This is a genomic window from Microbulbifer sp. SAOS-129_SWC (assembly GCF_039696035.1).
Taxonomy (GTDB): domain Bacteria; phylum Pseudomonadota; class Gammaproteobacteria; order Pseudomonadales; family Cellvibrionaceae; genus Microbulbifer.
Genome location: NZ_CP155567.1, coordinates 640,001 through 663,668, shown reverse-complemented (window position 1 = coordinate 663,668; position 23,668 = coordinate 640,001). Strand labels below are relative to the sequence as shown.

17 protein-coding genes, 5 tRNA genes and 2 rRNA genes (1 of these 24 only partly in view) are annotated in these 23,668 nt (G+C 60.8%); 1 reads left to right on the top strand and 23 read right to left on the bottom strand.

Annotated features, from left to right (window positions below):
* Positions 1-67: 67 nt before the first annotated feature.
* The 20 genes from rpoB to ABDK11_RS02650 form a co-directional block, all read right to left on the bottom strand.
* Positions 68-4,141, bottom strand: a complete 4,074-nt coding sequence (gene rpoB / locus ABDK11_RS02745) for a DNA-directed RNA polymerase subunit beta (protein ID WP_346838784.1) — start codon at positions 4,139-4,141, stop codon at positions 68-70.
* Positions 4,142-4,467: 326 nt separating this feature from the next.
* Complete coding sequence (gene rplL, locus ABDK11_RS02740) at positions 4,468-4,836, bottom strand: 50S ribosomal protein L7/L12 (protein WP_346838783.1); 369 nt, start codon at positions 4,834-4,836, stop codon at positions 4,468-4,470.
* 89 nt (positions 4,837-4,925) lie between these two features.
* Positions 4,926-5,420 (bottom strand): 50S ribosomal protein L10, encoded by a 495-nt coding sequence (rplJ, locus tag ABDK11_RS02735; RefSeq protein WP_346838782.1) that lies wholly within the window; start codon positions 5,418-5,420, stop codon positions 4,926-4,928.
* Between the two features lie 287 nt (positions 5,421-5,707).
* On the bottom strand, positions 5,708-6,403 hold the full coding sequence (gene rplA / locus ABDK11_RS02730; RefSeq protein ID WP_346838781.1) for a 50S ribosomal protein L1: 696 nt from the start codon (positions 6,401-6,403) through the stop codon (positions 5,708-5,710).
* A complete protein-coding gene (rplK, locus tag ABDK11_RS02725) occupies positions 6,404-6,835 on the bottom strand; it encodes a 50S ribosomal protein L11 (RefSeq protein ID WP_346838780.1) in 432 nt (143 codons plus the stop codon). It abuts the gene before it with no gap.
* A 185-nt stretch (positions 6,836-7,020) separates the two neighbouring features.
* Positions 7,021-7,554 carry a transcription termination/antitermination protein NusG gene (gene nusG / locus ABDK11_RS02720; protein ID WP_346838779.1) on the bottom strand — a complete coding sequence of 178 codons (534 nt, stop codon included), beginning with the start codon at positions 7,552-7,554 and terminating at the stop codon, positions 7,021-7,023.
* Between the two features lie 10 nt (positions 7,555-7,564).
* Complete coding sequence (gene secE / locus ABDK11_RS02715) at positions 7,565-7,933, bottom strand: preprotein translocase subunit SecE (protein WP_346838778.1); 369 nt, start codon at positions 7,931-7,933, stop codon at positions 7,565-7,567.
* 111 nt (positions 7,934-8,044) lie between these two features.
* A tRNA-Trp gene (locus ABDK11_RS02710) sits at positions 8,045-8,120 on the bottom strand.
* A gap of 141 nt (positions 8,121-8,261) precedes the next feature.
* Complete coding sequence (gene tuf / locus ABDK11_RS02705) at positions 8,262-9,455, bottom strand: elongation factor Tu (RefSeq protein WP_346838777.1); 1,194 nt, start codon at positions 9,453-9,455, stop codon at positions 8,262-8,264.
* Positions 9,456-9,583: 128 nt separating this feature from the next.
* Positions 9,584-9,658: transfer RNA gene (locus ABDK11_RS02700), tRNA-Thr, on the bottom strand.
* Positions 9,659-9,768: 110 nt separating this feature from the next.
* Positions 9,769-9,842, bottom strand: a tRNA-Gly gene (locus ABDK11_RS02695).
* Between the two features lie 94 nt (positions 9,843-9,936).
* Positions 9,937-10,020: transfer RNA gene (locus tag ABDK11_RS02690), tRNA-Tyr, on the bottom strand.
* 109 nt (positions 10,021-10,129) lie between these two features.
* Positions 10,130-10,205, bottom strand: a tRNA-Thr gene (locus ABDK11_RS02685).
* Between the two features lie 154 nt (positions 10,206-10,359).
* The gene (locus ABDK11_RS02680) at positions 10,360-11,043 is read right to left on the bottom strand and encodes a hypothetical protein (RefSeq protein ID WP_346838776.1); all 684 of its coding nucleotides are present in this window, start codon (positions 11,041-11,043) and stop codon (positions 10,360-10,362) included.
* A gap of 184 nt (positions 11,044-11,227) precedes the next feature.
* Positions 11,228-11,986 (bottom strand): type III pantothenate kinase, encoded by a 759-nt coding sequence (locus tag ABDK11_RS02675; RefSeq protein WP_346838775.1) that lies wholly within the window; start codon positions 11,984-11,986, stop codon positions 11,228-11,230.
* The gene (birA, locus tag ABDK11_RS02670) at positions 11,983-12,984 is read right to left on the bottom strand and encodes a bifunctional biotin--[acetyl-CoA-carboxylase] ligase/biotin operon repressor BirA (protein WP_346838774.1); all 1,002 of its coding nucleotides are present in this window, start codon (positions 12,982-12,984) and stop codon (positions 11,983-11,985) included. Before birA ends, ABDK11_RS02675 begins: the two co-directional genes overlap by 4 nt.
* Before the next feature lie 2 nt (positions 12,985-12,986).
* On the bottom strand, positions 12,987-14,120 hold the full coding sequence (gene alr, locus ABDK11_RS02665; RefSeq protein WP_346838773.1) for an alanine racemase: 1,134 nt from the start codon (positions 14,118-14,120) through the stop codon (positions 12,987-12,989).
* Positions 14,121-14,137: 17 nt separating this feature from the next.
* On the bottom strand, positions 14,138-15,322 hold the full coding sequence (locus tag ABDK11_RS02660; protein ID WP_346838772.1) for an ABC transporter permease: 1,185 nt from the start codon (positions 15,320-15,322) through the stop codon (positions 14,138-14,140).
* On the bottom strand, positions 15,319-16,056 hold the full coding sequence (locus ABDK11_RS02655) for an ATP-binding cassette domain-containing protein (RefSeq protein WP_346840171.1): 738 nt from the start codon (positions 16,054-16,056) through the stop codon (positions 15,319-15,321). The genes ABDK11_RS02660 and ABDK11_RS02655 overlap by 4 nt, the downstream gene beginning before the upstream one ends.
* 5 nt (positions 16,057-16,061) lie before the next feature.
* Positions 16,062-17,492: an alpha/beta hydrolase gene (locus ABDK11_RS02650; protein WP_346838771.1), complete on the bottom strand. Its 1,431-nt coding sequence runs from the start codon at positions 17,490-17,492 to the stop codon at positions 16,062-16,064.
* A 157-nt stretch (positions 17,493-17,649) separates the two neighbouring features.
* On the opposite strand from ABDK11_RS02650, the gene ABDK11_RS02645 reads away from it, so the two are divergent.
* Complete coding sequence (locus ABDK11_RS02645) at positions 17,650-18,603, top strand: hypothetical protein (RefSeq protein WP_346838770.1); 954 nt, start codon at positions 17,650-17,652, stop codon at positions 18,601-18,603.
* A gap of 33 nt (positions 18,604-18,636) precedes the next feature.
* Here ABDK11_RS02645 and ABDK11_RS02640 read toward each other — a convergent pair whose 3' ends face one another.
* The 3 genes from ABDK11_RS02640 to ABDK11_RS02630 all read right to left on the bottom strand — a co-directional run.
* Entirely contained in the window at positions 18,637-19,539 is a 903-nt protein-coding gene (locus tag ABDK11_RS02640) for an aldo/keto reductase (RefSeq protein ID WP_346838769.1), read from the bottom strand.
* Between the two features lie 1,428 nt (positions 19,540-20,967).
* Positions 20,968-21,083: ribosomal RNA gene (gene rrf, locus ABDK11_RS02635) — 5S ribosomal RNA — on the bottom strand.
* Between the two features lie 210 nt (positions 21,084-21,293).
* Positions 21,294-23,668 (bottom strand): 23S ribosomal RNA (locus ABDK11_RS02630); it runs 507 nt beyond the window's last position.

Sequence of the window (23,668 nt, the reverse complement as noted above, 5' to 3'; positions counted from 1 at the left end):
TGGGCCGGCGACCCGATTACTACAGGGCCGCCGGTCTCTATCTACTTAATCCAACAACGGACCGTTCTTACTCGTGCTCAAGCTCGAAGTTCATGCCGAGCGAGCGGATCTCCTTGACCAGTACGTTGAAGGATTCGGGCATGCCCGGCTCCATGCGGTGGTCGGAATCCACGATGTTCTTGTACATTTTGGTCCGGCCTTCCACGTCATCGGACTTGACCGTGAGCATTTCCTGCAGGGTGTAGGCGGCACCGTAGGCTTCCAGAGCCCAGACCTCCATCTCCCCGAAGCGCTGGCCACCGAACTGCGCCTTACCACCCAGCGGCTGCTGGGTAACCAGGCTGTAGGAACCGGTGGAACGCGCGTGCATCTTGTCGTCCACCAGGTGGTTCAGCTTCAGCATGTACATGTAGCCCACGGTCACCGGACGCTCAAACGCGTCGCCGGTGCGGCCGTCGTGCAGGGTGATCTGGCCGGAATCGGGGATGTCCGCCAGACGCAGCAGCGTCTTGATCTCCGGCTCGTCGGCACCATCGAACACCGGCGTGGCCATCGGCACACCCTTGCGCAGGTTTTCCGCCATCGCCAGGACTTCCTGGTCGGTGAGCTGATCGAGCTCCTCCACACGGCCGCCAGTGCTGTTGTACACCTCGCCGAGGAAGCCGCGCACCTTGGCAATCTCCTGCTGCTCCTTGAGCATGCGGTCGATCTTCACGCCGAGGCCCTTGGCCGCCATACCCAGGTGCATTTCCAGTACCTGGCCCACGTTCATCCGCGACGGTACACCCAGCGGGTTCAGTACGATGTCCACCGGCTCGCCGTTTTCGTCGTAGGGCATATCCTCGACCGGCTTGATCACGGAGATCACACCCTTGTTACCGTGGCGACCGGCCATCTTGTCACCCGGCTGGATGCGGCGCTTGATCGCCAGGTAAACCTTGACGATCTTCAGCACGCCCGGCGCCAGATCGTCGCCGGACTCCAGTTTCTTCTTCTTGTCTTCGAAGGCTTCGTCGAGCAGCTTGCGGCGCTCTTTGAGCTGCGCTTCGGCTTTCTCGAGCTGCTCGTTCAGGCTCTCTTCGGCCATACGCAGCTTGAACCAGTCTTCGCGCGGCAGGTTGGCCAGCACGTCCGCGGAGAGCACATCGCCTTTCTTGACGCCTTTGCCACCGGCCACTTTCTGGCCATCCAGCGCCGCCTGCAGACGCTCGAAGGTCGCGCCTTCGACGATGCGGTACTCTTCGTTCAGGTCCTTGCGGACTTCGTCCAGCTGCGCCTTCTCGATATCGATGGAGCGCTGGTCTTTCTGCAGGCCGTCGCGGGTGAAGACCTGCACGTCGATCACGGTACCGCGGGTGCCGGACGGCGCACGCAAGGAGGTGTCCTTCACGTCGGACGCCTTCTCACCGAAGATGGCACGCAGCAGCTTTTCTTCCGGTGTCAGCTGGGCTTCACCTTTCGGCGTCACCTTGCCCACCAGAATATCGCCGGCGCCGACTTCCGCACCGATGTACACGATGCCGGACTCGTCGAGCTTGTTCAGTGCCGATTCGCCCACGTTGGGGATATCCGCGGTGATTTCCTCGCTGCCCAGCTTGGTATCACGGGCGATACAGGTCAGCTCCTGAATGTGGATGGTGGTGAAGCGATCTTCCTGCACCACGCGCTCACTGATCAGGATGGAGTCCTCGAAGTTGTAGCCGTTCCAGGGCATGAATGCGATGCGCATATTCTGGCCCAGGGCCAGTTCGCCCAGGTCTACAGAGGGACCGTCGGCGAGAATATCACCGCGCATTACCATGTCGCCGGTCTTCACGATCGGGCGCTGGTTGATACAAGTGTTCTGGTTGGAGCGGGTGTACTTGGTCAGGTTGTAGATATCCACACCTGCATCACCGGTCTCCACCTCTTCGTCGCGCACGCGCACGACCACACGGCTGGCGTCGACACGCTCGATTACACCGCCACGCTTGGCCACCACACAGACACCGGAGTCGCGCGCCACGGTGCGCTCCATGCCGGTACCCACCAGCGGCTTGTCGGCGCGCAGGGTCGGCACCGCCTGACGCTGCATGTTCGAGCCCATCAGTGCGCGGTTGGCGTCATCGTGTTCCAGGAACGGAATCATCGCCGCGGCCACGGACACCACCTGCTTGGCGGACACGTCCATATACTGGATTTCCGCCGGCGGCTTGAGGCTGAATTCGTTGTGGTGACGCACGCTGACCAGCTCGTCGGTAAAGCGGTCGTTTTCGTCCATCGCCGCGGACGCCTGGGCGATCACGTAATTGGCTTCATTGATCGCAGACAGGTATTCAATCTCGTCGGTCGCCTGGCCGTCTTTCACCTTGCGGTACGGGCTCTCGAGGAAACCGTAGTGGTTGGCGCGCGAGTAGGTAGCCAGCGAGTTGATCAGGCCGATGTTCGGACCTTCCGGCGTTTCAATCGGGCACACGCGGCCGTAGTGGGTCGGGTGCACGTCGCGCACCTCGAAGCCGGCGCGCTCGCGGGTCAGGCCACCCGGGCCCAACGCGGAGACGCGACGCTTGTGGGTCACTTCCGACAGCGGGTTGTTCTGGTCCATAAACTGGGACAGCTGCGAGGAGCCGAAGAACTCCTTCACCGCGGCGGCCACCGGCTTGGCATTGATCAGGTCCTGCGGCATCAGGCCTTCGGACTCGGCCATGGACAGGCGCTCTTTTACCGCGCGCTCGACCCGCACCAGGCCCACACGGAACTGGTTTTCGGCCATCTCACCCACGGAGCGCACACGGCGGTTACCCAGGTGGTCGATATCGTCGACCATGCCGTTGCCGTTGCGGATCTCGATCAGCGTCTTCAGGACGTCGACGATATCCTCTTTGCTCAGGGTACCCGAACCGGTTTCGTCCTCGCGGCCCAGGCGGCGGTTGAACTTCATGCGGCCGACCGCAGACAGGTCGTAGCGCTCGTCGGTGAAGAACAGGTTCTCGAACAGGGATTCCGCGGACTCCTTGGTCGGCGGCTCACCCGGGCGCATCATGCGGTAGATTTCCACCAGCGCCTCGAGCTGGGTACGGGACGGATCCGCACGCAGCGTGTCGGAGACAAACGGTCCGCAGTCGAGATCGTTGGTGTACAGGGTCTCGAACTTTTTCACACCCAGTACGCGCAGCTTGCCGATCACCTCGTCGGTGATTTCGCTGTTACATTCGACCGCCACCTCGCCGGTGGACTCATCGATGATGTCGTGCGCCAGTACGCGGCCATGCAGGTATTCCAGCGGCGCTTCCAGGCGCTCGACGCCGGCTTTCTCCAGCTGGCGGATATGGCGCGGAGTCACGCGGCGACCGTCCTCGACGATCACCTTGCCCTTGCCATCTTTGATATCAAAAGACGCGACGTCACCGCGCAGTCGAGAGGGGATCAGTTCCAGGCTGACATTCTCGTCGTGCAGTTCGAATGTGCTGGTCTCGAAGAACATCTCCAGCATTTCCTGGGAGGCATAACCCAGGGCGCGCAGCAGAATGGTCGCCGGCAGTTTGCGGCGGCGGTCGATACGCACGTAAACGAGATCTTTCGGGTCGAACTCGAAATCCAGCCAGGAACCGCGGTAGGGGATCACGCGCGCGGCGTACAGCAGCTTGCCGGAGGAATGCGTCTTGCCCTTGTCGTGATCGAAGAACACACCCGGGGAACGGTGTAACTGGGAAACGATCACACGCTCGGTACCATTGATGATGAAGGTACCGTTGTCGGTCATGAGCGGAATCTCGCCCATGTACACTTCCTGCTCCTTGATATCCTTGATGGACTTATTGGCAGACTCTTTATCGTAAATAATCAGGCGCACACGCACGCGCAGCGGGCAGGCGTAAGTGACGCCGCGCAGGGTACACTCCTTGACGTCGAAGGCAGGCTTACCCAGCGTGTAGCTGACATATTCCAGCGCGGCGTTGCCGGAGTAGCTGACAATCGGAAATACGGACTTGAACGCCGCCTGCAGACCGACATCGAGCCGCTCGTCAGGACGCTTGTTGGCCTGCGTAAAATTGCGGTAAGAATCCAGCTGTATCGCAAGCAGGAAAGGCACATCCATGACCTTCGGCAGTTTGCCAAAATCCTTGCGGATACGTTTTTTCTCAGTGTATGAGTAAGCCATTCATATTCCCCAGCTTGATCGGTGACAAGACTTCGTGGAGCTCCGCCCGGGACTCCGTCAGAGTCGCCGCGGCGCGAAACTCGCCCGGGCGAGAAGCCTCTGATCAGTGCAGCGCTGGCTACGCTGATCGGAAACCTCTCGTTTGGCCGCGCTTTTCACTAGCGCGCCGACTGCGTTAAGGTGTAATCGCCACCCCAGCAGCCTTTACCTGTTCGCGGCGGCAAAAACCGCACTGCCGCAAACGGCAAAAAGGCCGGCGGACAAAAGTCCACCAGCCTCGTTGCTGTGCGCCGCCTGTGGCGACGCCCAGCATGTGTAGAGCCGAATTACTTCAGCTCTACAGATGCGCCAGCCTCTTCCAGCTGCTTCTTGGCATCTTCGGCTTCGTCCTTGGTCGCGCCTTCTTTCAGCGGGCTCGGAGCGCCGTCGACCAGTGCCTTGGCTTCTTTCAGGCCCAGGCCAGTGATACCGCGAACAACCTTGATCACGTTCACTTTCTTTTCGCCAGCAGAAGTCAGAATTACGTCGAACTCGTCCTTCTCTTCAGCAGCAGCTTCGCCGCCAGCCGGACCGGCCATTACCGCTGCAGCAGCAGTGACGCCGAACTTCTCTTCCATCGCTTCGATCAGCTCGACAACGTCCTTAACAGACATTTCGGCAACAGCGTTGATGATATCTTCTTTAGTCAGAGACATGAGTCAGTACCTGATTTGTGTGAGCAGCAAGCTGCTCGTCAATTCATTTAAAAGTCGTTGAAAACTGCAGTTTCGCTCTGGCGAAACAGTTAGGCAGCTTCCTGCTCTTTCTGGTCGCGAACGGCCGCAATAGTGCGAACCAGCTTGCCAGCAGATGCTTCTTTCATAACGCTCATCAGCTTGGCGATAGCTTCGTCGTATGTCGGCAGGCTTGCCAACAGTGCGACGTCAGTAGCTACGCCTTCGAAGGCGGCACCTTTCAGTTCCAGCTTGTCATTGCCCTTGGCGAACTCTTCCAGGATGCGCGCGCCGGCACCCGGGTGTTCGTTAGAAAAAGCAATGATGCTAGGACCGACGAATTTCTCGATGAGACATTCGAATTCGGTACCGGCCAGAGCGCGACGCGCCAGAGTATTGCGGACGACTTTCAACCAAACGCCGTTCTCGCGAGCCTCTTTGCGCAGGGTAGTCATATCGTTCACGGTAACGCCGCGGGAATCCGCAACTACCGCCGACAGAGCACCCGAAGCAGCCTGCTGGACTTCTGCGACAATCGCTTTCTTGTCTACGAGTCCAATAGCCATAGTGTCACTCCTGGATTTGAAAAAAGACCGGGAATTACAACGAATCCCGATCCGTTCCGGTGCATAAAGCTCAAATCCAGTAAAAATACTGGTTTGGGCGACACCGTCTGCGTAGGCTCGAACCCTGCATGGCCAACCTGGCCGGAGTCCGGATTAAGCCGCACCAACTAAACCTCAAGTCAATGCGGCGCCTACGGTCTTTGACGACCCGCCCTTCTGCCGCAGCAGTCGGGCGGACCCCAAAGTTCGTTTCGTTGCGGGCCGACACTGCCGGCCCACAACCTGTATTAAATTACCAGGGTAGACTGATCGATGGTCAGACCCGGGCCCATGGTGGTGCTCAGGGTGATCTTCTTCAGGTAAACACCCTTGGCGGAAGCCGGCTTGGCCTTCTTCAGGTCGGCAACCAGTGCTTCCAGGTTTTCTTTCAGCGAGGCCAGATCGAAACTGACTTTGCCGATACCACCGTGGATGATGCCGCCTTTGTCAGCGCGGAAACGCACCTGACCAGCCTTGGCATTTTTTACCGCGGTCGCGACGTCCGGGGTTACGGTGCCGGTTTTCGGGTTCGGCATCAGGCCGCGCGGACCGAGGATCTGGCCCAGCTGGCCAACAACGCGCATGGCATCCGGAGAGGCAATTACTACGTCAAAATCCATCTTGCCGGCTTTTACGTCGGCAGCCAGTTCGTCCATACCCACCAGGTCGGCGCCGGCTTCTTTAGCGGCGTCGGCATTGGCACCCTGGGTGAAAACGGCTACGCGCACGTCTTTACCGGTACCGTGCGGCAGGGTAGTTGCACCGCGCACAGCCTGGTCGGATTTACGCGGATCGATGCCCAGGTTCACAGAGGCGTCGACAGTCTCGGCGAACTTGACGTTGGACAGGTCTTTCAGCAGGGCGACGGCTTCGTCGATGCTGTAGGCCTTGCCCGCTTCTACTTTCTCAGCGATAGCGCGCTGACGCTTGCTCAGCTTGGCCACTTACAGACCCTCCACTTCAATACCAGCACTGCGCGCGGAACCGGCGATAGTGCGCACGGCCGCGTCCATGTCGGATGCAGTCAGGTCCGCTTTCTTCATTTCCACGATCTCTTCGATCTGAGCGCGGGTCACTTTACCCACCTTCTCAGTATTCGGACGGCCGGAACCGCTCTTGATCTTGGCAGCCTTGCGCAGCAGTACTGCGGCGGGCGGAGACTTCATGATGAAGGTGAAGGAGCGATCGCTGTAGACAGAGATCACTACCGGCACCGGCAGGCCCGGCTCCAGGTTCTGGGTCTGTGCGTTGAACGCCTTACAGAACTCCATGATGTTCACGCCGTGCTGACCCAGCGCGGGGCCGACGGGCGGGCTCGGGTTGGCCTGACCGGCCTTAACTTGCAGCTTGATATAAGCTTCGACTTTCTTAGCCATTACAGCTTCCTCTCAGTTTGGGTGCTAACGCCTGCGCTGCACAGCCCATCATCTGTGGACCACAACGCCCGGCTCCCCGTGGTGCCCCGCGACCGCGGCGGCCAGATGCCGCCACGAAACTTACAGGGACGCGAAAGCCCTCTTCCGCGCCAGGCGAAAGAGGGCCAATAACCTCACTGGCGCGATCAGCTCTTTTCGACCTGACCAAACTCCAGCTCGACCGGCGTGGAACGACCGAAGATCAACACCGCCACCCGCAGGCGACTCTTCTCGTAATTGACCTCTTCGACCACACCATTGAAATCGTTGAACGGACCATCGATAACCCGCACCATCTCGCCGGGCTCGAACAGGGTCTTGGGCTTGGGCTTATCGACGGAATCATCGATGCGATTCAGGATAGCCTGCGCTTCGCGATCGGTAATCGGCGCCGGCTTGTCCGCCTTGCCACCGATAAAACCCAGCACACGCGGCGTCTCTTTCACCAGGTGCCAGGTATCGTCGTTAAGCTCCATTTCCACCAGCACATAACCGGGGAAAAACTTGCGCTCACTCTTGCGCTTCTGACCGGCGCGCATCTCCACCACTTCTTCGGTGGGCACCAGCACCTCACCAAACAGGTGATCCATCTCGTGCAGTTCAATGCGCTCCTTCAGGGAAGAGGCCACTCGCTTCTCGTACCCGGAGTAAGCCTGCACTACGTACCAATGCTTAGACATGCGTCAACCTTCAGCCGATGATCTTGGATGCGGCCCAACCCAGGGCGGAGTCCAGCGCCCACAGGATCAGCGCCATAATCAACACGAAAACCACCACAATCATGGTAGTTTGAGTCGCTTCCTGGCGAGAAGGCCAGACGACACGGCGAACTTCTGTCTGCGCCTCACGCAGCAGATTCCAAAACGCACTACCCTTGGCTGTATTCACCGCCACAAACAGCGCCACGGCACAAATAGCCACGATCGCCAACACACGGTAAAGAAGGGGAAACGCTGCGTAATAGGAGTTGCCCGCGACGGCAGTGCCTACCAGCAGCACTACCAACAGCCACTTCAGGCCGTCAAGACGAAAGGTTTTCGCCTCTGCTTTAGCACTCATACAATGAAGCCCTTAGCGCTTAAAAACACAAACCCAACACAAAAGAGAGTCTGCGACGCCCTCAGGCACCCCCTCAGCCAACAACAAAAAGGGGCGGGGCGATTGAAATGTTGGCAGGCCAGGAGGGACTCGAACCCCCAACCCTCGGTTTTGGAGACCGATGCTCTACCAATTGAGCCACTGGCCTAGAAACAACCCGGAAACTGCTGCGCGTCTTTTCAGACCAGAACCACACCAGAGACCGAAAATGTGGAGGCGGATCTTAGCACCCTCCCCCGCATTAAGCAAAGGGCGCCGCCGAACTCTTCGACAGCACCCCAACCACCGATTACTCGATGATCTTCGCCACAACGCCGGCACCAACGGTACGGCCGCCTTCGCGGATCGCGAAGCGCAGACCTTCTTCCATGGCGATCGGGGCGATCAGGGTAACGGTCATCTGAACGTTGTCGCCCGGCATTACCATCTCGGTACCTTCCGGCAGCTGTACGTCACCAGTGACGTCAGTGGTACGGAAGTAGAACTGCGGACGGTAGCCCTTGAAGAACGGAGTGTGGCGACCACCTTCGTCCTTGGACAGTACGTACACTTCAGACTCGAACTTGGTGTGCGGGGTGATGGTGCCCGGCTGAGCCAGCACCTGACCACGCTCCACTTCGTCACGCTTGGTGCCACGCAGCAGTGCACCAATGTTCTCACCAGCACGGCCTTCGTCCAGCAGCTTGCGGAACATCTCGACACCGGTACAGGTGGTCTTGGTGGTTTCCTTGATACCGACGATTTCGATTTCGTCGCCAGTCTTGATGATGCCACGCTCAACACGACCGGTTACTACGGTACCGCGACCGGAGATGGAGAATACGTCTTCGATCGGCATCAGGAACGGCTGGTCTACCGCGCGCTCCGGCTCCGGGATGTACTCGTCCAGGGTCTCTACCAGCTTCTTAACAGCGGTGGTGCCCATCTCGTTGTCATCTTTGCCTTCCAGCGCCATCAGGGCGGAACCAACGATGATCGGAGTGTCGTCACCCGGGAACTCGTACTGGTCCAGAAGTTCGCGAACTTCCATCTCAACCAGTTCCAGCAGCTCTTCGTCGTCGACCATGTCGGCCTTGTTCAGGAATACCACGATGTACGGTACACCGACCTGACGAGACAGCAGGATGTGCTCGCGAGTCTGCGGCATGGGGCCGTCAGCAGCGGAACAGACCAGGATAGCGCCGTCCATCTGCGCGGCACCGGTGATCATGTTCTTAACGTAGTCGGCGTGTCCCGGGCAGTCTACGTGCGCGTAGTGGCGGGTCGGGGACTCGTACTCAACGTGGGAGGTAGCGATGGTGATACCACGCTCGCGCTCTTCCGGAGCGTTGTCGATACCGGCAAACTCAACCGCGGCGCCGCCCCACACTTCTGAACATACGCGAGTCAGCGCGGCTGTCAGGGTGGTTTTACCGTGGTCAACGTGACCGATGGTGCCCACGTTTACGTGGGGCTTGGAACGTTCGAACTTTTCTTTTCCCATTGCGAGCCTCCTCTATATAGGCGCAACACCAAGCGCAACCTACGATCAGAACCAATGCAGCCGGACAAACAAAACACCCGGATACAAATAGCCGCAGAGACACCTGCCCCTGCGGCCATCCAGAAAAATGGAGCTCATGGGCGGATTTGAACCGCCGACCTCACCCTTACCAAGGGTGTGCTCTACCCCTGAGCTACATGAGCCAATCGCCACCCAGACAGAAACCTGTCAGAGCGACTGGCAACCCCGCAGGGCCACCAACACCACCGCCAATCCCGGCAGTGGCACTCCCACTTTGCGCCATACGAAAGTATGGAGCGGGCAGCGGGGATCGAACCCGCATCATCAGCTTGGAAGGCTGAGGTTCTACCATTGAACTATGCCCGCAGGATCAATCCCGCATGCGGGAAACCTCCAAGCAAAAGGCCTTCAACCTTCCGCTGGCGACACCACCCGAACTTGCCGGGGGGACATCTCAATATGGTGCAGGGGGGTGGATTCGAACCACCGAAGCTTGCGCGTCAGATTTACAGTCTGATCCCTTTGGCCACTCGGGAACCCCTGCTCGAAAGCGGTGTGCATTCTCTACACGAACCACTTCGCTGTCAACACTTTTTCCTTCAAATTCACAGACTTATCGGTGACACCTAAAGCAAAAAGCACAAGAGACAAAATGGAGCTGGCGAGAGGAGTCGAACCCCCGACCGGCTGATTACAAGTCAGCTGCTCTACCAACTGAGCTACGCCAGCCCTGTCTCTTACACCGCGAAACCGCCAAGGCAGCCCCGTCAGTGGAGGCGGGATTCTAGGGGATGTTATGCCGACAAGCAACCGTCTTTTTGCGCCGCGCGCCTTCGCGGCAATGCAGCGCGGTGACGGTTCGGACGCCAGTGGTCGCCGCAGCTCAATCGCCGCCAAGCTCGCTGCACAGGTTTTGGCGGCGATCCAGATCCGGGTACTCAGACTGCAGTTGTGACCAGAAGTCCCCGGCAAGACGATCCACCTGCCCCGGCGGCAGTACGATCCAGCGCTCCGTATAGGTCTGCGGCTCCTCGCGGGTGTGCGCGTCGATCCCCTTGGCGTGCAGCTCCTCGGCCAGCCCATCGGCGCGCTCGCGCTCGGTGAAGATCCCAAACGAGATACCGTTGGCCAGCGATCCCTTGGGTATTACATAGCTGTCGACCCCCGCCCCCTGCAGTGCACGCAGCTTGCGGAAAGCCTCGCGGCGCGAGGCCATCGGCTCGAGGTACACCCAGTAGCGCATCTGCCCCGCCATTTCGATATCCCGCAGCGCGCCCTTTACCTGCAGGGCCTTCAGCCGTTGCACGATATCCTCGCCCTGGTATTCCTCCTCGAAGGGCCCCAGCATGGTGCACAGCTGGCCGGCCGGCGCCGGCTCGGTCTTCGCCGGCGGCTTCGCCTTCGGCAGCTGGTCTGCCGGCACTTCGCTCAACAGGCGGATTCGCGCGCCGCCGCGACTTTCCGCTGCCGGCGGGGCAATGATGGTGGCCGCGGGCCGGTCGGACATCCGGAACCAGGCGAACGAACCGAGATTGGCGAGCAGTAAAGCGAGAACTATCCAGCGCATAGAGCAAATTGATTATCGAATTGTGTCGGTTTCGGCGGTGACCGCCGGGTTAACAGCCTGTTCATCCGGCCCGGGAAGCCGGAACGCAAATCGAGCGCGTCAGCGCCGGATTTGTCGTGAAGGGTCTGCGGAACCTGCCGCCACCCCGGATTGAAAAACGCCAGCAGGGGCCTTTTTCACCCCATCAGGGATTAGTGAGCGCCAGGCCGTCCAGAACCAGCTCGGGAACCAGCTGGTGCGGCAGCGCGCACAACGAAGCGATAAAGGCGCCATCGCCGCCGGTAAGCCACAGCCGCGGCGCCGCACCGATATCCGCCGCCAGCGCCGAATAGGCCCGCTCGATGGCGCCCAGCACCATCAGCGGCAGGCCGCGGTTGACGGCCGCGGCGGTGTCCCGCCCCGGCGCCAGCGACATCGCCGTTTCGCGCGATGTGGCCACCTGCACCGCGTCTGTGTCCTGATACAGGGCGCGGCGCATCAGGTCGAGCCCCGGCAGGATATAGCCACCCAGGTGGCGGCCGCCATTATCCACCAGATCCAACGTAACTGCGCTGCCGCAGTCGACAATCAGCGCCGCGCGCGGCTCGCGGTGGAAAGCCGCCAGCACCGCCAACCAGCGATCCACCCCCAGCCGCGCCACATCGCGATAGGCGCAACTGACCCCAGCACAGCGCGATTCTACCCGAGCAAACTCCACCGGCAGATCAAGCTGTGCGCGCAGACCCTGTTCGAGCGCCGCTGCCACCGCCGTCCCGGCGACATTGGCGACGCGCACCCGCTGCGGGCGCAGCGCCCCCCACTCCGCCGGCAGCCGGCCCGCGCGCAGATCGGCGGTGGTCAGGCTGCCACGCGCGCCGGTCTCCGCTCCGCGCAGCAACCGCCACTTGCCGCGGGTATTGCCCAGATCGAGCTCGAGGATACGCGCGCCCGCCGCCGCGTTCATTCCTGCCCCCGCAGGGAAATCTCCCCGCCGTGAAAGCTGCGGCGCTCGCCATCCACCTCGAGCAGCAGTGCGCCGCTATTATCGACGCCGGCGGCGATACCGCGCCATTCGCGCTGCGCCGAGCGCAGACACACGGGCCGGCCGGCGAACTGATCCAGATCCTGCCAGGCATCGCGATATGCGGCGAATCCGCACTCGGGGTAAGAGTCCAGCAGCGGCAGCAACTGGTTCAGCATGGCCGCTGCGAGGCGGTTGCGATCGATACCCGCACAGACGCTGTTCAAGTCGATCCACGGCTGGTCGATGGCCGCCGCCGCGCCCTGCGGCAGGCCCACGTTGACGCCGACACCCACTACCACGGCGCAGCGGTCGGTGAGGTCACCGGACAGCTCCAGCAGTACGCCGGCCAGCTTGCGCCCGCGGCACCAGACATCGTTGGGCCACTTGAGGCGCACGTCCGGCACCTCGAACTCCGCCAGCGCGCGCGCCAGTGCCACCCCCACCGCCAGGCTGAGGCCCTCCAGCAACTGCACGCCGCCGCTGAACTGCCAGCCGATCGACAGGTTAATGCCACCGCTGAACGGACTGACCCAGCTGCGCCCGCGCCGGCCGCGCCCGGCGGTCTGCTGTTCGGCAAACATGGCAACACCGTGGCCGCCGCCGCGCTCGAGCAGGCCGAGCAGCTGCGCATTGGTAGAGTCCACCCGGTCGGCCACCACCAGCTCCCCCAGCAACGACGTTGCTGCGGCACTGAGGCCGGTCTCGATGGCGGCCGCATCGAGCAGATTGAGACCGCCCGGCAGGCGGTAGCCGCGACCCTTGACCGATTCCAGCGCCAGCCCGAACTGTTCGAGTTTCTGCAGCTGCTTCCACACCGCGGCACGGCTGACACCGAGGGCGGTACCGAGTGCCTGGCCGGAGTGGACTTCGCCATCGGCGAGTAGCTCCAGCACCGGGCGCAGCGCTTCGAGAGGGTTGTTGGCAGACGGAGTAGACAAATTCAGCTTCCTAAATAGCGGCGGTAATAACGGCGACCGAGGCTGGTGAGGATTTCATAGCCGATGGTCCCGGCGTAAGCACCCACTTCATCCACGGTGAGCTCACCATTGAGCACCTGAATACTCTCCAGCGCCTCGCGCTCGGTGGCGTCGAGCGCGCTGATATCGAACACGGTGGAGTCCATCGACACCCTGCCCACCATCGGCAGTCGCCGGCCGGCACCCCAGCCGCAACCGCGGCCGCTCTGGGTGCGCAGTATGCCGTCGGCATAACCGCCGCGGGCCACTGCCAGCCAGCTGCCGGCAGGCACCTGGGCAGTGGCGCCGTAACCGACCGCACAGTCGGCGGACACATAGCGCTTCTGGATCACCGGCAGGCGCAGTTCCACCACCGGGCGCATCGGGTTGTCGCTGCCGGGGACGGGATTAATCCCGTAGAGCGCCGACCCCGGTCGTGTAACATCAAAATGGTATTCCGCCCCCAGAAAAATGCCCGAGGAGTTGGCGAGACTCAGCTGTACCTGCGGGCACTGTGCCCGCAGTCGCTCGCCGGCACGGCGGAAGCGCTGCAACTGGGCGGCGTTTTGCGGGTGCGACGGCTCGTCGGCACAGGCGAGATGACTCAGCATCAGTTCGATATTGGCCGCGCGCAGCAGCTCGCGGTCGGCGAGCAGCTGGTCAAACTCTTCCCCGGTCATGCCCAGGCGCGTCATGCCCGAGTCCACTTTCACGGCGCAGGGCGCGGCGTCCCCCCGGCGTGCACAGGCCTCGGCCCAGGCGCGCACCTGCCCGAGGGTGAACAGTGTCGGTACCAGCCCGCTGGTAGCGCAGTCGGCTTCGCAGCCCGGGCGCACACCGGTCAGCACCACAATGCGCACATCGTCACCGAGCAGCTGGCGCAGGGTCTCGCCCTCGCCTTCGGTGGCCACAAAAAAGTCGCGGCAACCGCGCTTGTACAGTGCCGGCGCCACCCGCGCCATACCCAGGCCATAGGCATCAGCCTTGACCACCGCACCGCAGCGGGCGCCGCCGGCGAGCTTGTCGCACAGCGCCAGGTAGTTGTCGCCCAGTGCCTGCAGGTCGATGGTCAGCACGCCTTCGCGCACATCGCCCGTCATCTTGTCATCCGCGTTCAAATTGTTCTCCAGCCCACTCAAACCGCATTCAACAGCCGCTCGCGCCGCAACGCGCGGGCGCCGACCGCAACTGCCAGGACCGCCGGCAGCAGCGTGGCCAGGGAGCCGGCCACGATCCACGGCAGCGACACCGGATCGCCCACCAGCAGCGCTTTCAGCCACTGCTGCTGGGCCACCAATGGCACCAGCTGCCAGTACTGATTATCGAGCTGCACCTGCGACATGCCCAGCAACATCAATAGTATGAGTGGTGCCAGCTGCAAAATACTCATTTGCGTCTGCGCATCCTTGAACGACTGCGAGCGCAGCGCCAGCAGGATTTGCACTACCGCCACCAGCAGCGCCAGCGGCAGCAACAGCAGGATCATGGTGATGACACCCGCGGGGGTCGTGGCCTGCTGGATCCCCAGCTCCGCCAGCGGCATCAGCGGCAGCAGCGTCACCAGCGCGGTGACCGACAGCAGTGCCCCGAACCAGCCCATACTGGCGACCGCCAGTGTCTTGGCGGCAATCACCTGCCACCCGGGCAGCGGTTGTAGCAGCAGGGTTTCCAGGCTCAGGCGCTCGCGCTCGCCAGCGGAAGTATCCACGGAAGTGGCCAGACTGGCGACAAACAGCATCTGCAACACCAGCCCCGGCACCATCATCAGAATCAGCGCGCCGCGACTGGACGGCGTGCTCACATCGCGCACCTGCAGTTTCCACGGTGCCAGCGCCTGTGGCGCCACGCCGCGGGCCAGTAGTCGCTGGCCGGCAATCAGCTGCTGCAACTGGCCGAGACGCTGCTGCAAGTGGCGCTCGGCGCGCCCGGCACCGGTGCCGGAGCTGTCCACGTACAGGTACAGTTCCGGCGCGCGCAGGCTGCGGTAATCACCGCCGAAACCCTTGCCCACTTGCAGCACCAGATCGTAATCGCCGGCCAATAGCTGACGCGGCTCGCCCGCCGCCAATTCTTCGACCAGCAGGTCCGGACCACGCAGCCGCTGTGCCAGCAGCGGCGCGTTTTCCCCGCCCAGCAGCGCCAGCCGGGTCTTTTCCTCGCTGTGCATTTTGACCAGGAAAATCATCGAGCCGGCCAGCAGCACCGGACACAGTAATGAAATACACACCGCCATCAGCAGCGCGCGCCGATCGCGCCAGGTCTCGAGCATTTCCTTGTGCAGCAGTGCCGCCATCTCCCCACTGAATACTGCCTTCATCATGCTGTTTCCTCCGCGGTCGGCTGCTGTTCGCCATAGGCAAGCGCGACAAAACTGTCTTCGAGGTTACTGCTGCCGGTTGTCGCCAGGAGCTCCGCGGGCGCACCGCCGCCGACAATCCGGCCACCGGCCATCACCAGTACCCGGTCGGACAGTTCCGCCACCTCGGACATCACATGGCTGGAAAACAGGATCGTCACCCCGTCCTCGCGCAGGCGCCGCAGGGTCCTGCGCAGCAGGCGCGCGGCAAGCACATCGAGTCCACGGGTGGGTTCATCGAGGACCAGGTACGGCGGACGGTGTACCAGCGCCCGCGCCAGACAGACCTTCATTCGTTCGCCTTGGGAAAAACCGCGGGTGCGCCGCTGCCACAACTCACCCAGCTCCAGCTCGTCGCGCACCGCGTGCAGGGCTTGCGCCAATGCCGGCCCGCGCAGCCCCTGCATGCGCGCAAACAGTTCCAGGTATTCGGCCACCGTGAGTCGCTCGTAGAGTCCCTCTCTGTCACCCACGACGCCGAGGCGGCGCCGCGCGGCCAGCGGCTCGCGACCCACATCGATTTCACCCAGCAGCACGCGGCCGCTGTCGGCGCGCAGCAGGCCGGTGACGATACGCAGGCAACTGGTCTTGCCCGCCCCATTGGCGCCCAGTAGCGCCGTGATGCGCCCGGCGGGCACGTCAAAGGACAGGTCGCGCAGCACCGCGCGGCCGTCGAAACTCTTACAGACCGATTCCATTCGGATCACGGTTGATCTCCTTCTTGCGTGGACGGCAGCGCAGTGCCCAGCGCCGGCCCGTACGCGGCGACCATAAACGGCGGCCGCCGGATATCGGCGACACATCGTGTCTCCAGCGGCTCGCCCGGCGCGTCGAGGAAGCGCGCGATCAGATCCGGGAGACAGCCACGGCGCGAATTGATATGGCCACCACCGGCCACCACCAGGTGCTGCTTGTGGTCCAGGTAGCCGAGCGACTGCTCGGCATAACGCGGTGGCGTAATCGGATCGGCAGAACCGGAAATCAACAGCACCGGCTGCTGGCGCGGCTGCGGTACCGCATAGGGTTTGGCCTTCACCGGCCAGGATTTACAGCCGCTGGCAAACAGATTGAAAAACGCTGTGCCGAGAAATGTGCCGGCACTGTCGCGCGCCACTTCCGCGGGCGTAATCCGGTTTAATTCTTCGGCACAGGCGACGGAAAAGGTGAGTCCCATGGCCATACCGGTGGAGTTCTGCGCGAACAGCCCGGTCAGCCCGGACAGGGGCACCAGGTTGCCGCGGTGGGCCTGATCCACCACATAGGGCAGTTGCGCCGCCGCCGCGGGATCGTAGAGCGCCGAGCGGATGGCGTTGGCCAGCGCCCAGCGCGGCATCGGCTCCGCCGCGGGGGCACCGGTCAGTGGATCGGGGAAACTGCGCGCGCGCGACGCATCCCAGTTGTGTAACAGCTGGTTCAATTCGCTTTTCCAGTCACCGAAATCGGCGCATTCGCTATCGGCGGCGCAGTCGTCGGCCAGCTGCTGCAGTGCATGCTCGGCGGCGCCGGCGGCGAGAAATACCTTGCTCTGGATCGGCGCCACGCCGTCGAGCACCAGCGCGTGCAGGGAATCCGGATACCACTGCTGGTACAGCAGTGCCGTGCGCGTGCCCCAGGAGCCGCCCCACAGGTCGATACGCTGGTGGCCAAGCGCGCGGCGCACCCGCTCCAGATCCTCGACCGCCTGGCGACTGTTAAGGGTTTCGGCAAAATCCGGCTGCTGCAGGTAGCACTTGGCCAGCTGCGCGGACAAGCGCTGCAGGTCCGCGGGCATATCGACTCCCAAGCCGCAGCGGAAGGCACCGGAGCGGCCGGCCCCGCGGCGGTCCACCAGCACGATGTCGCGTTCGCGGTGAATTTTGCCGAAGGCGTTCAGCAGCGGCGCCAGGTCGCTGGCGGCCTGCCCCGGCCCGCCGGCCAGCAGGTACAGCGGCGTGCGGCCGCTGCCGCTGACAGCCGGCGCTACCATCACCGCCAGTTCACTGCGAGCATCACCGCTGCCTACAGCTACCCGGTAGCAGCGTAGCGCCTCTCCCCAGCCATCCAGATAACAGGACTTCGCCGCGGGCGCACTGAGAGCCCCTGCCGCGGCAACCGACAAAATCGCCCCTACGAGCAGCCGTCGCATCCATTCCATGTTGCCGCCTCCCTTCCACTTCTATCAATGAACTGGCGCCAGTCTATCAATTTTTGCCGGTCTTGCCGCCATTCGCGCGCCAGCACCGGCGGCTGAATTAGCACGCCGGCACGCACAGTGGTAAGGTTCCGCTTTGCACTCCCTATTCGGCGCAACCATGAGCTTTTCAGACCGAGAAAAACAACTAATTCGAGCCGCTTTTTCCTGGGGACAGATCACCCACAAGGAAGGTTTCACCCTGTCGGATATGGAGATCGAGAAGTCGGTGCTGTTCCGACGCCTGCTCGCCGGTCGCCCGGCGCTGGCCTTCCCGCCGCCGCTGCGCCACGGCTTCCCGTGGTACGAGGTAATTGAGGGGCGTAGTGAACACATGGTCAATGCCTCCGAGGCTTCGCCGGAATGCAGCATCATCGCCCCCGGCAGTCGTCCGGGCGACACCTGCATCCTGATTGACGGTGCCTTCTGGCGCGTGGCGGAGACGGTGCGCGAGCGCGAGGAATACATCGTCGAGTGGGGCCAGTACCCGATCCGGTGGCGACTGCGGAAACACTGGGAAGTCAATTACGAGATGACCCAGCAGCTGAGCAATTTCCGCAAACACAATCCCGGCGCCGAACTGCAGCTCGAGAGCCGTCCCGGCCAGCGCGAGTACAGTGAGTTCCGCATCGACGACGAACAGACCGTGTGGCTCAGCGAATGGAAGCTTACGCGTATCGGCCTGTCCGGGTGGGTCTGGGTAGGCACACCGGTGGAACTGCAGGGCGACGAACAGCTGGCGGCGCTGTATCGCGACCGTCAGGGCCCGCTGGTAATCGGCGAGGCGAACCGTCAACGCGGCGCCGGCTGGCTGCGTATCGAGCAGGCCGAGGGCGAGAGCCGTTTTATCAAGCTCGGTGACGCGCTCGAGTACCAGGCGCTCGTGGCCGCCGCGATCAATGCTTTCGATACGCTACTGCACGGTGTCGAAGGCGATCAACTACAGGTGATGGACTGGCGCGAAGAACAGCCACTGCGCCGCTACGAAGTGCCCATTCAACTCGCCCCGTTGGAGCAGTTCGACCTGGGCGCGGCGAATTACGACCTGGTGCCCGACAACGCCTACACCGGCTGACTTGCCGGCGCCGGCGCAGCCACTGATCGGCGATTAATCCACATCCCGGCCGCGAGCCGCGCGTAACAATTCGAACCACATCTCGCGCGGCAGCGGTTTCTCCAGAGCACCAACCGCCGCGCGCAACCGTTCAATCCTGCCACTGCCGAGTACCGGCACCATCGCCGCCGGATGCTTCAGCAGCCACGCCAGCGCCAGTTGTTGCGGTTCCATATCCAGCGCTGTCGCTAACCCCTGCAACGCAGCACGCACCCGCAGTGCGGCTTCGCTATCGCCGGTAAACAGCCCGCCGCCGGCGAATGGCGACCAGGCCATGGGGATCACGCGCTCCCGCTGGCATTCGTCCAACTGGCCGTCGAACATTGGTGCACTGTGCAGCAGCGATACCTCAATCTGGTTCACGACCAGCGGGCTGGAGAGGCGCGACTGCAACAGCCGTTGCTGGTGTGGCAGAAAGTTGGACACACCCACTGCCCGCGCCTTGCCATCGGCGACCAACGCGTCGAGGGCTGCCGCGAGCTCCTCGGCATCCATGAGTGGATCGGGACGGTGAATGAGTAACAGATCCATCTGCTCTATGCCCATATTGCGCAGACTCGATTCCGCTGCGGCGGTAATGTGGGCAGCACTGCTGTCGTAGTGATTCAGCGTATAGTCGTTGCCACTTCCCATCAGTTTGATACCGCACTTGGAAACGATTTCCATCTCCTTGCGCAGCTCCGGCTTCAGCTTCAACGCCTCTCCAAACAGTGTCTCACAGCGATAATCACCGTAGATATCTGCCAGGTCTATGGTCGTGACCCCGAGCTCCAGCAACTGCTCCAACAGGCGTACCGTCTCCTGTGCACTGTATTGCCAGCCCGCAAGTCGCCACAGCCCCATGGCTATTCGCGACATGGAAAAGTCGGGTTTGAGAGAAGATTGGATTCGTTGCATGGAAATTAACGCCCGCGGATTACCGCCCTGTGAATGTCTGAGTTGTGGATTATTGCGGGTCCCATTGTACGGGTTTCGCGCGGCGCTGGCAGGAAGCACAGACTACAACCGACAGTCTGTTTGGAACCGCGCGCGGCAGGCTCCGGGGCAATGGGGCAGCGCAGTTACCAACAGATTTTATGGATAGAGCTGTGTATAACAGGGGGATATCGACGTCAGAGCCCCTACCATCGCCATCGACGCCCAGCGCCTAAATAAACACCGCACTGCGAAACAGCCGACACCTTTCCGAAACCCAAGTACGTCGGGAGCGGAGACAACAGTGGAGTAACTTTATCAACAGTCTCGGCGGATGCTGTGCATAAACTTGCGCGACGCAGCAAGCTGGTGGCGTATTCGCCGTTACCCACAAATTCGCTGGAAAGAGCTGTGCATAACAATGGGATATCGGTGCCGGAGCCCATGATAGTGCCATTTGCCACTAGCGAATAAAAAAACGCCGTATTTGATCGCCGCCCACGCTCCATACGAGCCCGACGCTACAGTGGCCGTAGTGAAATTTCTATTGCGGGAGTTCCTGTCGCACCGGGGCAAAAACCGATACTCCCGCGCGTGAATAATCACTGAGACTGCCACGCTATTCAGGCCCCGGGTTACTACCCGGCACTTTTGGAGTGGGCAGTGGTGTTACTCACAGATAGGCTGGACAGAGCTGTGCATAACTGCGGGATATCAGAGCTGAAGCCCGTGGTTGTGCCGTTGGTGGATGGCGCATAAAAAACCATCGGTGTTTTTTAGTGGGGTGTGGATGTTTTTGGGGGGATTGGTGGAGTTGATGGTGTGGTGATTGGAGTTGTTTTTTGCTGTAGGGGTGAGAGGAAGTTTTGGTAGTAACCAAGACCAGAATGGGCTGATTTGAATTCAGCTAGTGGTGTTTTACAGGGATTGCCTATGGCGTGACTGCCAGCAGGGAAAGACTATTTCGGCGCGGATTTTCGTGGACTGCGATGGTTTTCTGCCGCGGTTTTTTTGAGGCGGTGGACTTTTGTGTTGCCGTCCTGGCGCGGCTTTAGCGCGTTCGCTCTTGCCCCTGCCTCGCCATCCGTGGCGAGGCGTTCGTCATTCGCAAAGCATGCTTTGCGTTGCCTGTGGCGACCGCTCCTCACCCTACTCTCATGATGCTAGGCAGCAGGTCGTGGTTAAATTTCGTAAATAAAAAAAGGGCCACCCGATTGGGGGGCCCTTTCTTTTATTTGAACCGGGCTGGCGACCCAGCCTGACCAATTTGCCCGGAGCAAATTGGGACGACCTTCAGGTCGCCCGGAGGGTGGCGCACATGGATGTGTGCCATCACCTGACCGCAGGTCATCGGCAGGCTGGAATAAAAAAAGCCCTGACCGCGTTAGCGATCAGGGCTTTTGCATAGAAGCCTGACGATGACCTACTCTCACATGGCGAAACACCACACTACCATCGGCGAGGTTGCGTTTCACTTCTGAGTTCGGCAAGGGATCAGGTGGTTCCACAACTCTATGGTCGTCAGGCAAACTGGCTTGGGTTGGCGTGGTCTCATGGGCGATGTCTTGCCCGGCGCTGCCTGTTACCGCCGTTTGCATGATCTCTCGATCAACGGTAACCCCAAATAAGTCGGTAAAACAATCTGTAGTAATACACCGCAAGAACGTATGTCTCTTCTTGCTCACAATCCCTGATCACTTTCCTGATCAGTAATCGTTAGTAACCATCTCTGTTGTATGGTCAAGCCGCACGGGCAATTAGTACTGGTTAGCTCAACGCCTCACAACGCTTCCACACCCAGCCTATCAACCTGGTAGTCTTCCAGGGCCCTTTAGGGGACTCGAAGTCCCAGGGAGATCTCATCTTGAAGGAGGCTTCCCGCTTAGATGCTTTCAGCGGTTATCCCGTCCGAACATAGCTACCGGGCAATGCCACTGGCGTGACAACCCGAACACCAGAGGTTCGTTCACTCCGGTCCTCTCGTACTAGGAGCAACTCTTCTCAAATCTCCAACGCCCACGGCAGATAGGGACCGAACTGTCTCACGACGTTCTAAACCCAGCTCGCGTACCACTTTAAATGGCGAACAGCCATACCCTTGGGACCGGCTTCAGCCCCAGGATGTGATGAGCCGACATCGAGGTGCCAAACACCGCCGTCGATGTGAACTCTTGGGCGGTATCAGCCTGTTATCCCCGGAGTACCTTTTATCCGTTGAGCGATGGCCCTTCCATACAGAACCACCGGATCACTATGACCTACTTTCGTACCTGCTCGACATGTCTGTCTCGCAGTCAAGCGCACTTATACCATTATGCTCATTGCATGATTTCCGACCATGCTGAGTGCACCTTCGTACTCCTCCGTTACTCTTTGGGAGGAGACCGCCCCAGTCAAACTACCCACCATACACTGTCCCCGATCCGGATAACGGACCTGGGTTAGAACCTCAAACATACCAGGGTGGTATTTCAAGGACGGCTCCACTGCAACTAGCGTCACAGTTTCAAAGCCTCCCACCTATCCTACACAAGTAGGCTCAAAGTTCAGTGCAAAGCTGTAGTAAAGGTTCACGGGGTCTTTCCGTCTAGCCGCGGGTACACTGCATCTTAACAGCGATTTCAATTTCACTGAGTCTCTGGTGGAGACAGCGTGGCCATCGTTACGCCATTCGTGCAGGTCGGAACTTACCCGACAAGGAATTTCGCTACCTTAGGACCGTTATAGTTACGGCCGCCGTTTACCGGGGCTTCGATCAAGAGCTTCGCCGAAGCTAACCCCATCAATTAACCTTCCGGCACCGGGCAGGCGTCACACCCTATACGTCCACTTACGTGTTTGCAGAGTGCTATGTTTTTAATAAACAGTCGCAGCCACCTGGTCACTTCGACCGGCCTCAGCTTAGGGAGCAAGTCCCATCACCAAAACCGGCGTACCTTCTCCCGAAGTTACGGTACCATTTTGCCTAGTTCCTTCACCAGAGTTCTCTCAAGCGCCTTGGTATTCTCTACCTGACCACCTGTGTCGGTTTAGAGTACGGTTCGCAATTGCCTGAAGCTTAGAAGTTTTTCCTGGAAGCAGGGCATCAACCACTTCACCTACCGAAGTAGGCTTCGTCGTCAGCTCTCAGCCTTAGGGACCCGGATTTGCCTAAGTCCCCAGCCTACAGCCTTAAACATGGACAACCAATCGCCATGCTGGCCTAGCCTTCTCCGTCACTCCATCGCAGCAATTGCAAGTACAGGAATGTTAACCTGTTTCCCATCGACTACGGCCTTCGCCCTCGCCTTAGGGGCCGACTAACCCTGTCCCGATTAGCGTTGGACAGGAACCCTTGGTCTTCCGGCGGGGAGGTTTTTCACCTCCCTTGTCGTTACTCATGTCAGCATTCGCACTTGTGATACCTCCAGCAGACCTCCCGATCCACCTTCAACGGCTTACACAACGCTCCTCTACCATGCTCCTAAGAGCATCCGCAGCTTCGGTTACCAGTTTGAGCCCCGGTATATCTTCCGCGCGGGCCGACTCGACTAGTGAGCTATTACGCTTTCTTTAAAGGATGGCTGCTTCTAAGCCAACCTCCTAGCTGTCTGGGCCTTCCCACATCGTTTCCCACTTAACTGGTATTTGGGACCTTAGCTGGCGGTCTGGGTTGTTTCCCTTTCCACGACGGACGTTAGCACCCGCCGTGTGTCTCCCGCGATTGCACTCCTCGGTATTCGGAGTTTGCATGGGGTTGGTAAGTCGGGATGACCCCCTAGCCCAAACAGTGCTCTACCCCCGAGGGTGAGACGCGAGGCGCTACCTAAATAGCTTTCGAGGAGAACCAGCTATCTCCCGGCTTGATTAGCCTTTCACTCCGATCCACAGGTCATCTCCTAACTTTTCAACGTTAGTGAGTTCGGTCCTCCAATTGATGTTACTCAATCTTCAACCTGCCCATGGATAGATCGCCGGGTTTCGGGTCTATTGCCTGCAACTGAACGCCCTATTAAGACTCGATTTCTCTACGGCTCCCCTATGCGGTTAACCTTGCTACAGACAATAAGTCGCTGACCCATTATACAAAAGGTACGCAGTCACCCCGAAGGGCTCCTACTGCTTGTACGTA

Coding starts and splice junctions, on each gene's coding strand:
- rpoB (WP_346838784.1), bottom strand. CDS start 4,141: ATGGCTTACTCATACACTGAGAAAAAACGTATCCGCAAGGATTTTGGC.
- rplL (WP_346838783.1), bottom strand. CDS start 4,836: ATGTCTCTGACTAAAGAAGATATCATCAACGCTGTTGCCGAAATGTCT.
- rplJ (WP_346838782.1), bottom strand. CDS start 5,420: ATGGCTATTGGACTCGTAGACAAGAAAGCGATTGTCGCAGAAGTCCAG.
- rplK (WP_346838780.1), bottom strand. CDS start 6,835: ATGGCTAAGAAAGTCGAAGCTTATATCAAGCTGCAAGTTAAGGCCGGT.
- nusG (WP_346838779.1), bottom strand. CDS start 7,554: ATGTCTAAGCATTGGTACGTAGTGCAGGCTTACTCCGGGTACGAGAAG.
- secE (WP_346838778.1), bottom strand. CDS start 7,933: ATGAGTGCTAAAGCAGAGGCGAAAACCTTTCGTCTTGACGGCCTGAAG.
- tuf (WP_346838777.1), bottom strand. CDS start 9,455: ATGGGAAAAGAAAAGTTCGAACGTTCCAAGCCCCACGTAAACGTGGGC.
- ABDK11_RS02680 (WP_346838776.1), bottom strand. CDS start 11,043: ATGCGCTGGATAGTTCTCGCTTTACTGCTCGCCAATCTCGGTTCGTTC.
- ABDK11_RS02675 (WP_346838775.1), bottom strand. CDS start 11,986: ATGAACGCGGCGGCGGGCGCGCGTATCCTCGAGCTCGATCTGGGCAAT.
- ABDK11_RS02660 (WP_346838772.1), bottom strand. CDS start 15,322: ATGATGAAGGCAGTATTCAGTGGGGAGATGGCGGCACTGCTGCACAAG.
- ABDK11_RS02655 (WP_346840171.1), bottom strand. CDS start 16,056: ATGGAATCGGTCTGTAAGAGTTTCGACGGCCGCGCGGTGCTGCGCGAC.
- ABDK11_RS02650 (WP_346838771.1), bottom strand. CDS start 17,492: ATGGAATGGATGCGACGGCTGCTCGTAGGGGCGATTTTGTCGGTTGCC.
- ABDK11_RS02645 (WP_346838770.1), top strand. CDS start 17,650: ATGAGCTTTTCAGACCGAGAAAAACAACTAATTCGAGCCGCTTTTTCC.
- ABDK11_RS02640 (WP_346838769.1), bottom strand. CDS start 19,539: ATGCAACGAATCCAATCTTCTCTCAAACCCGACTTTTCCATGTCGCGA.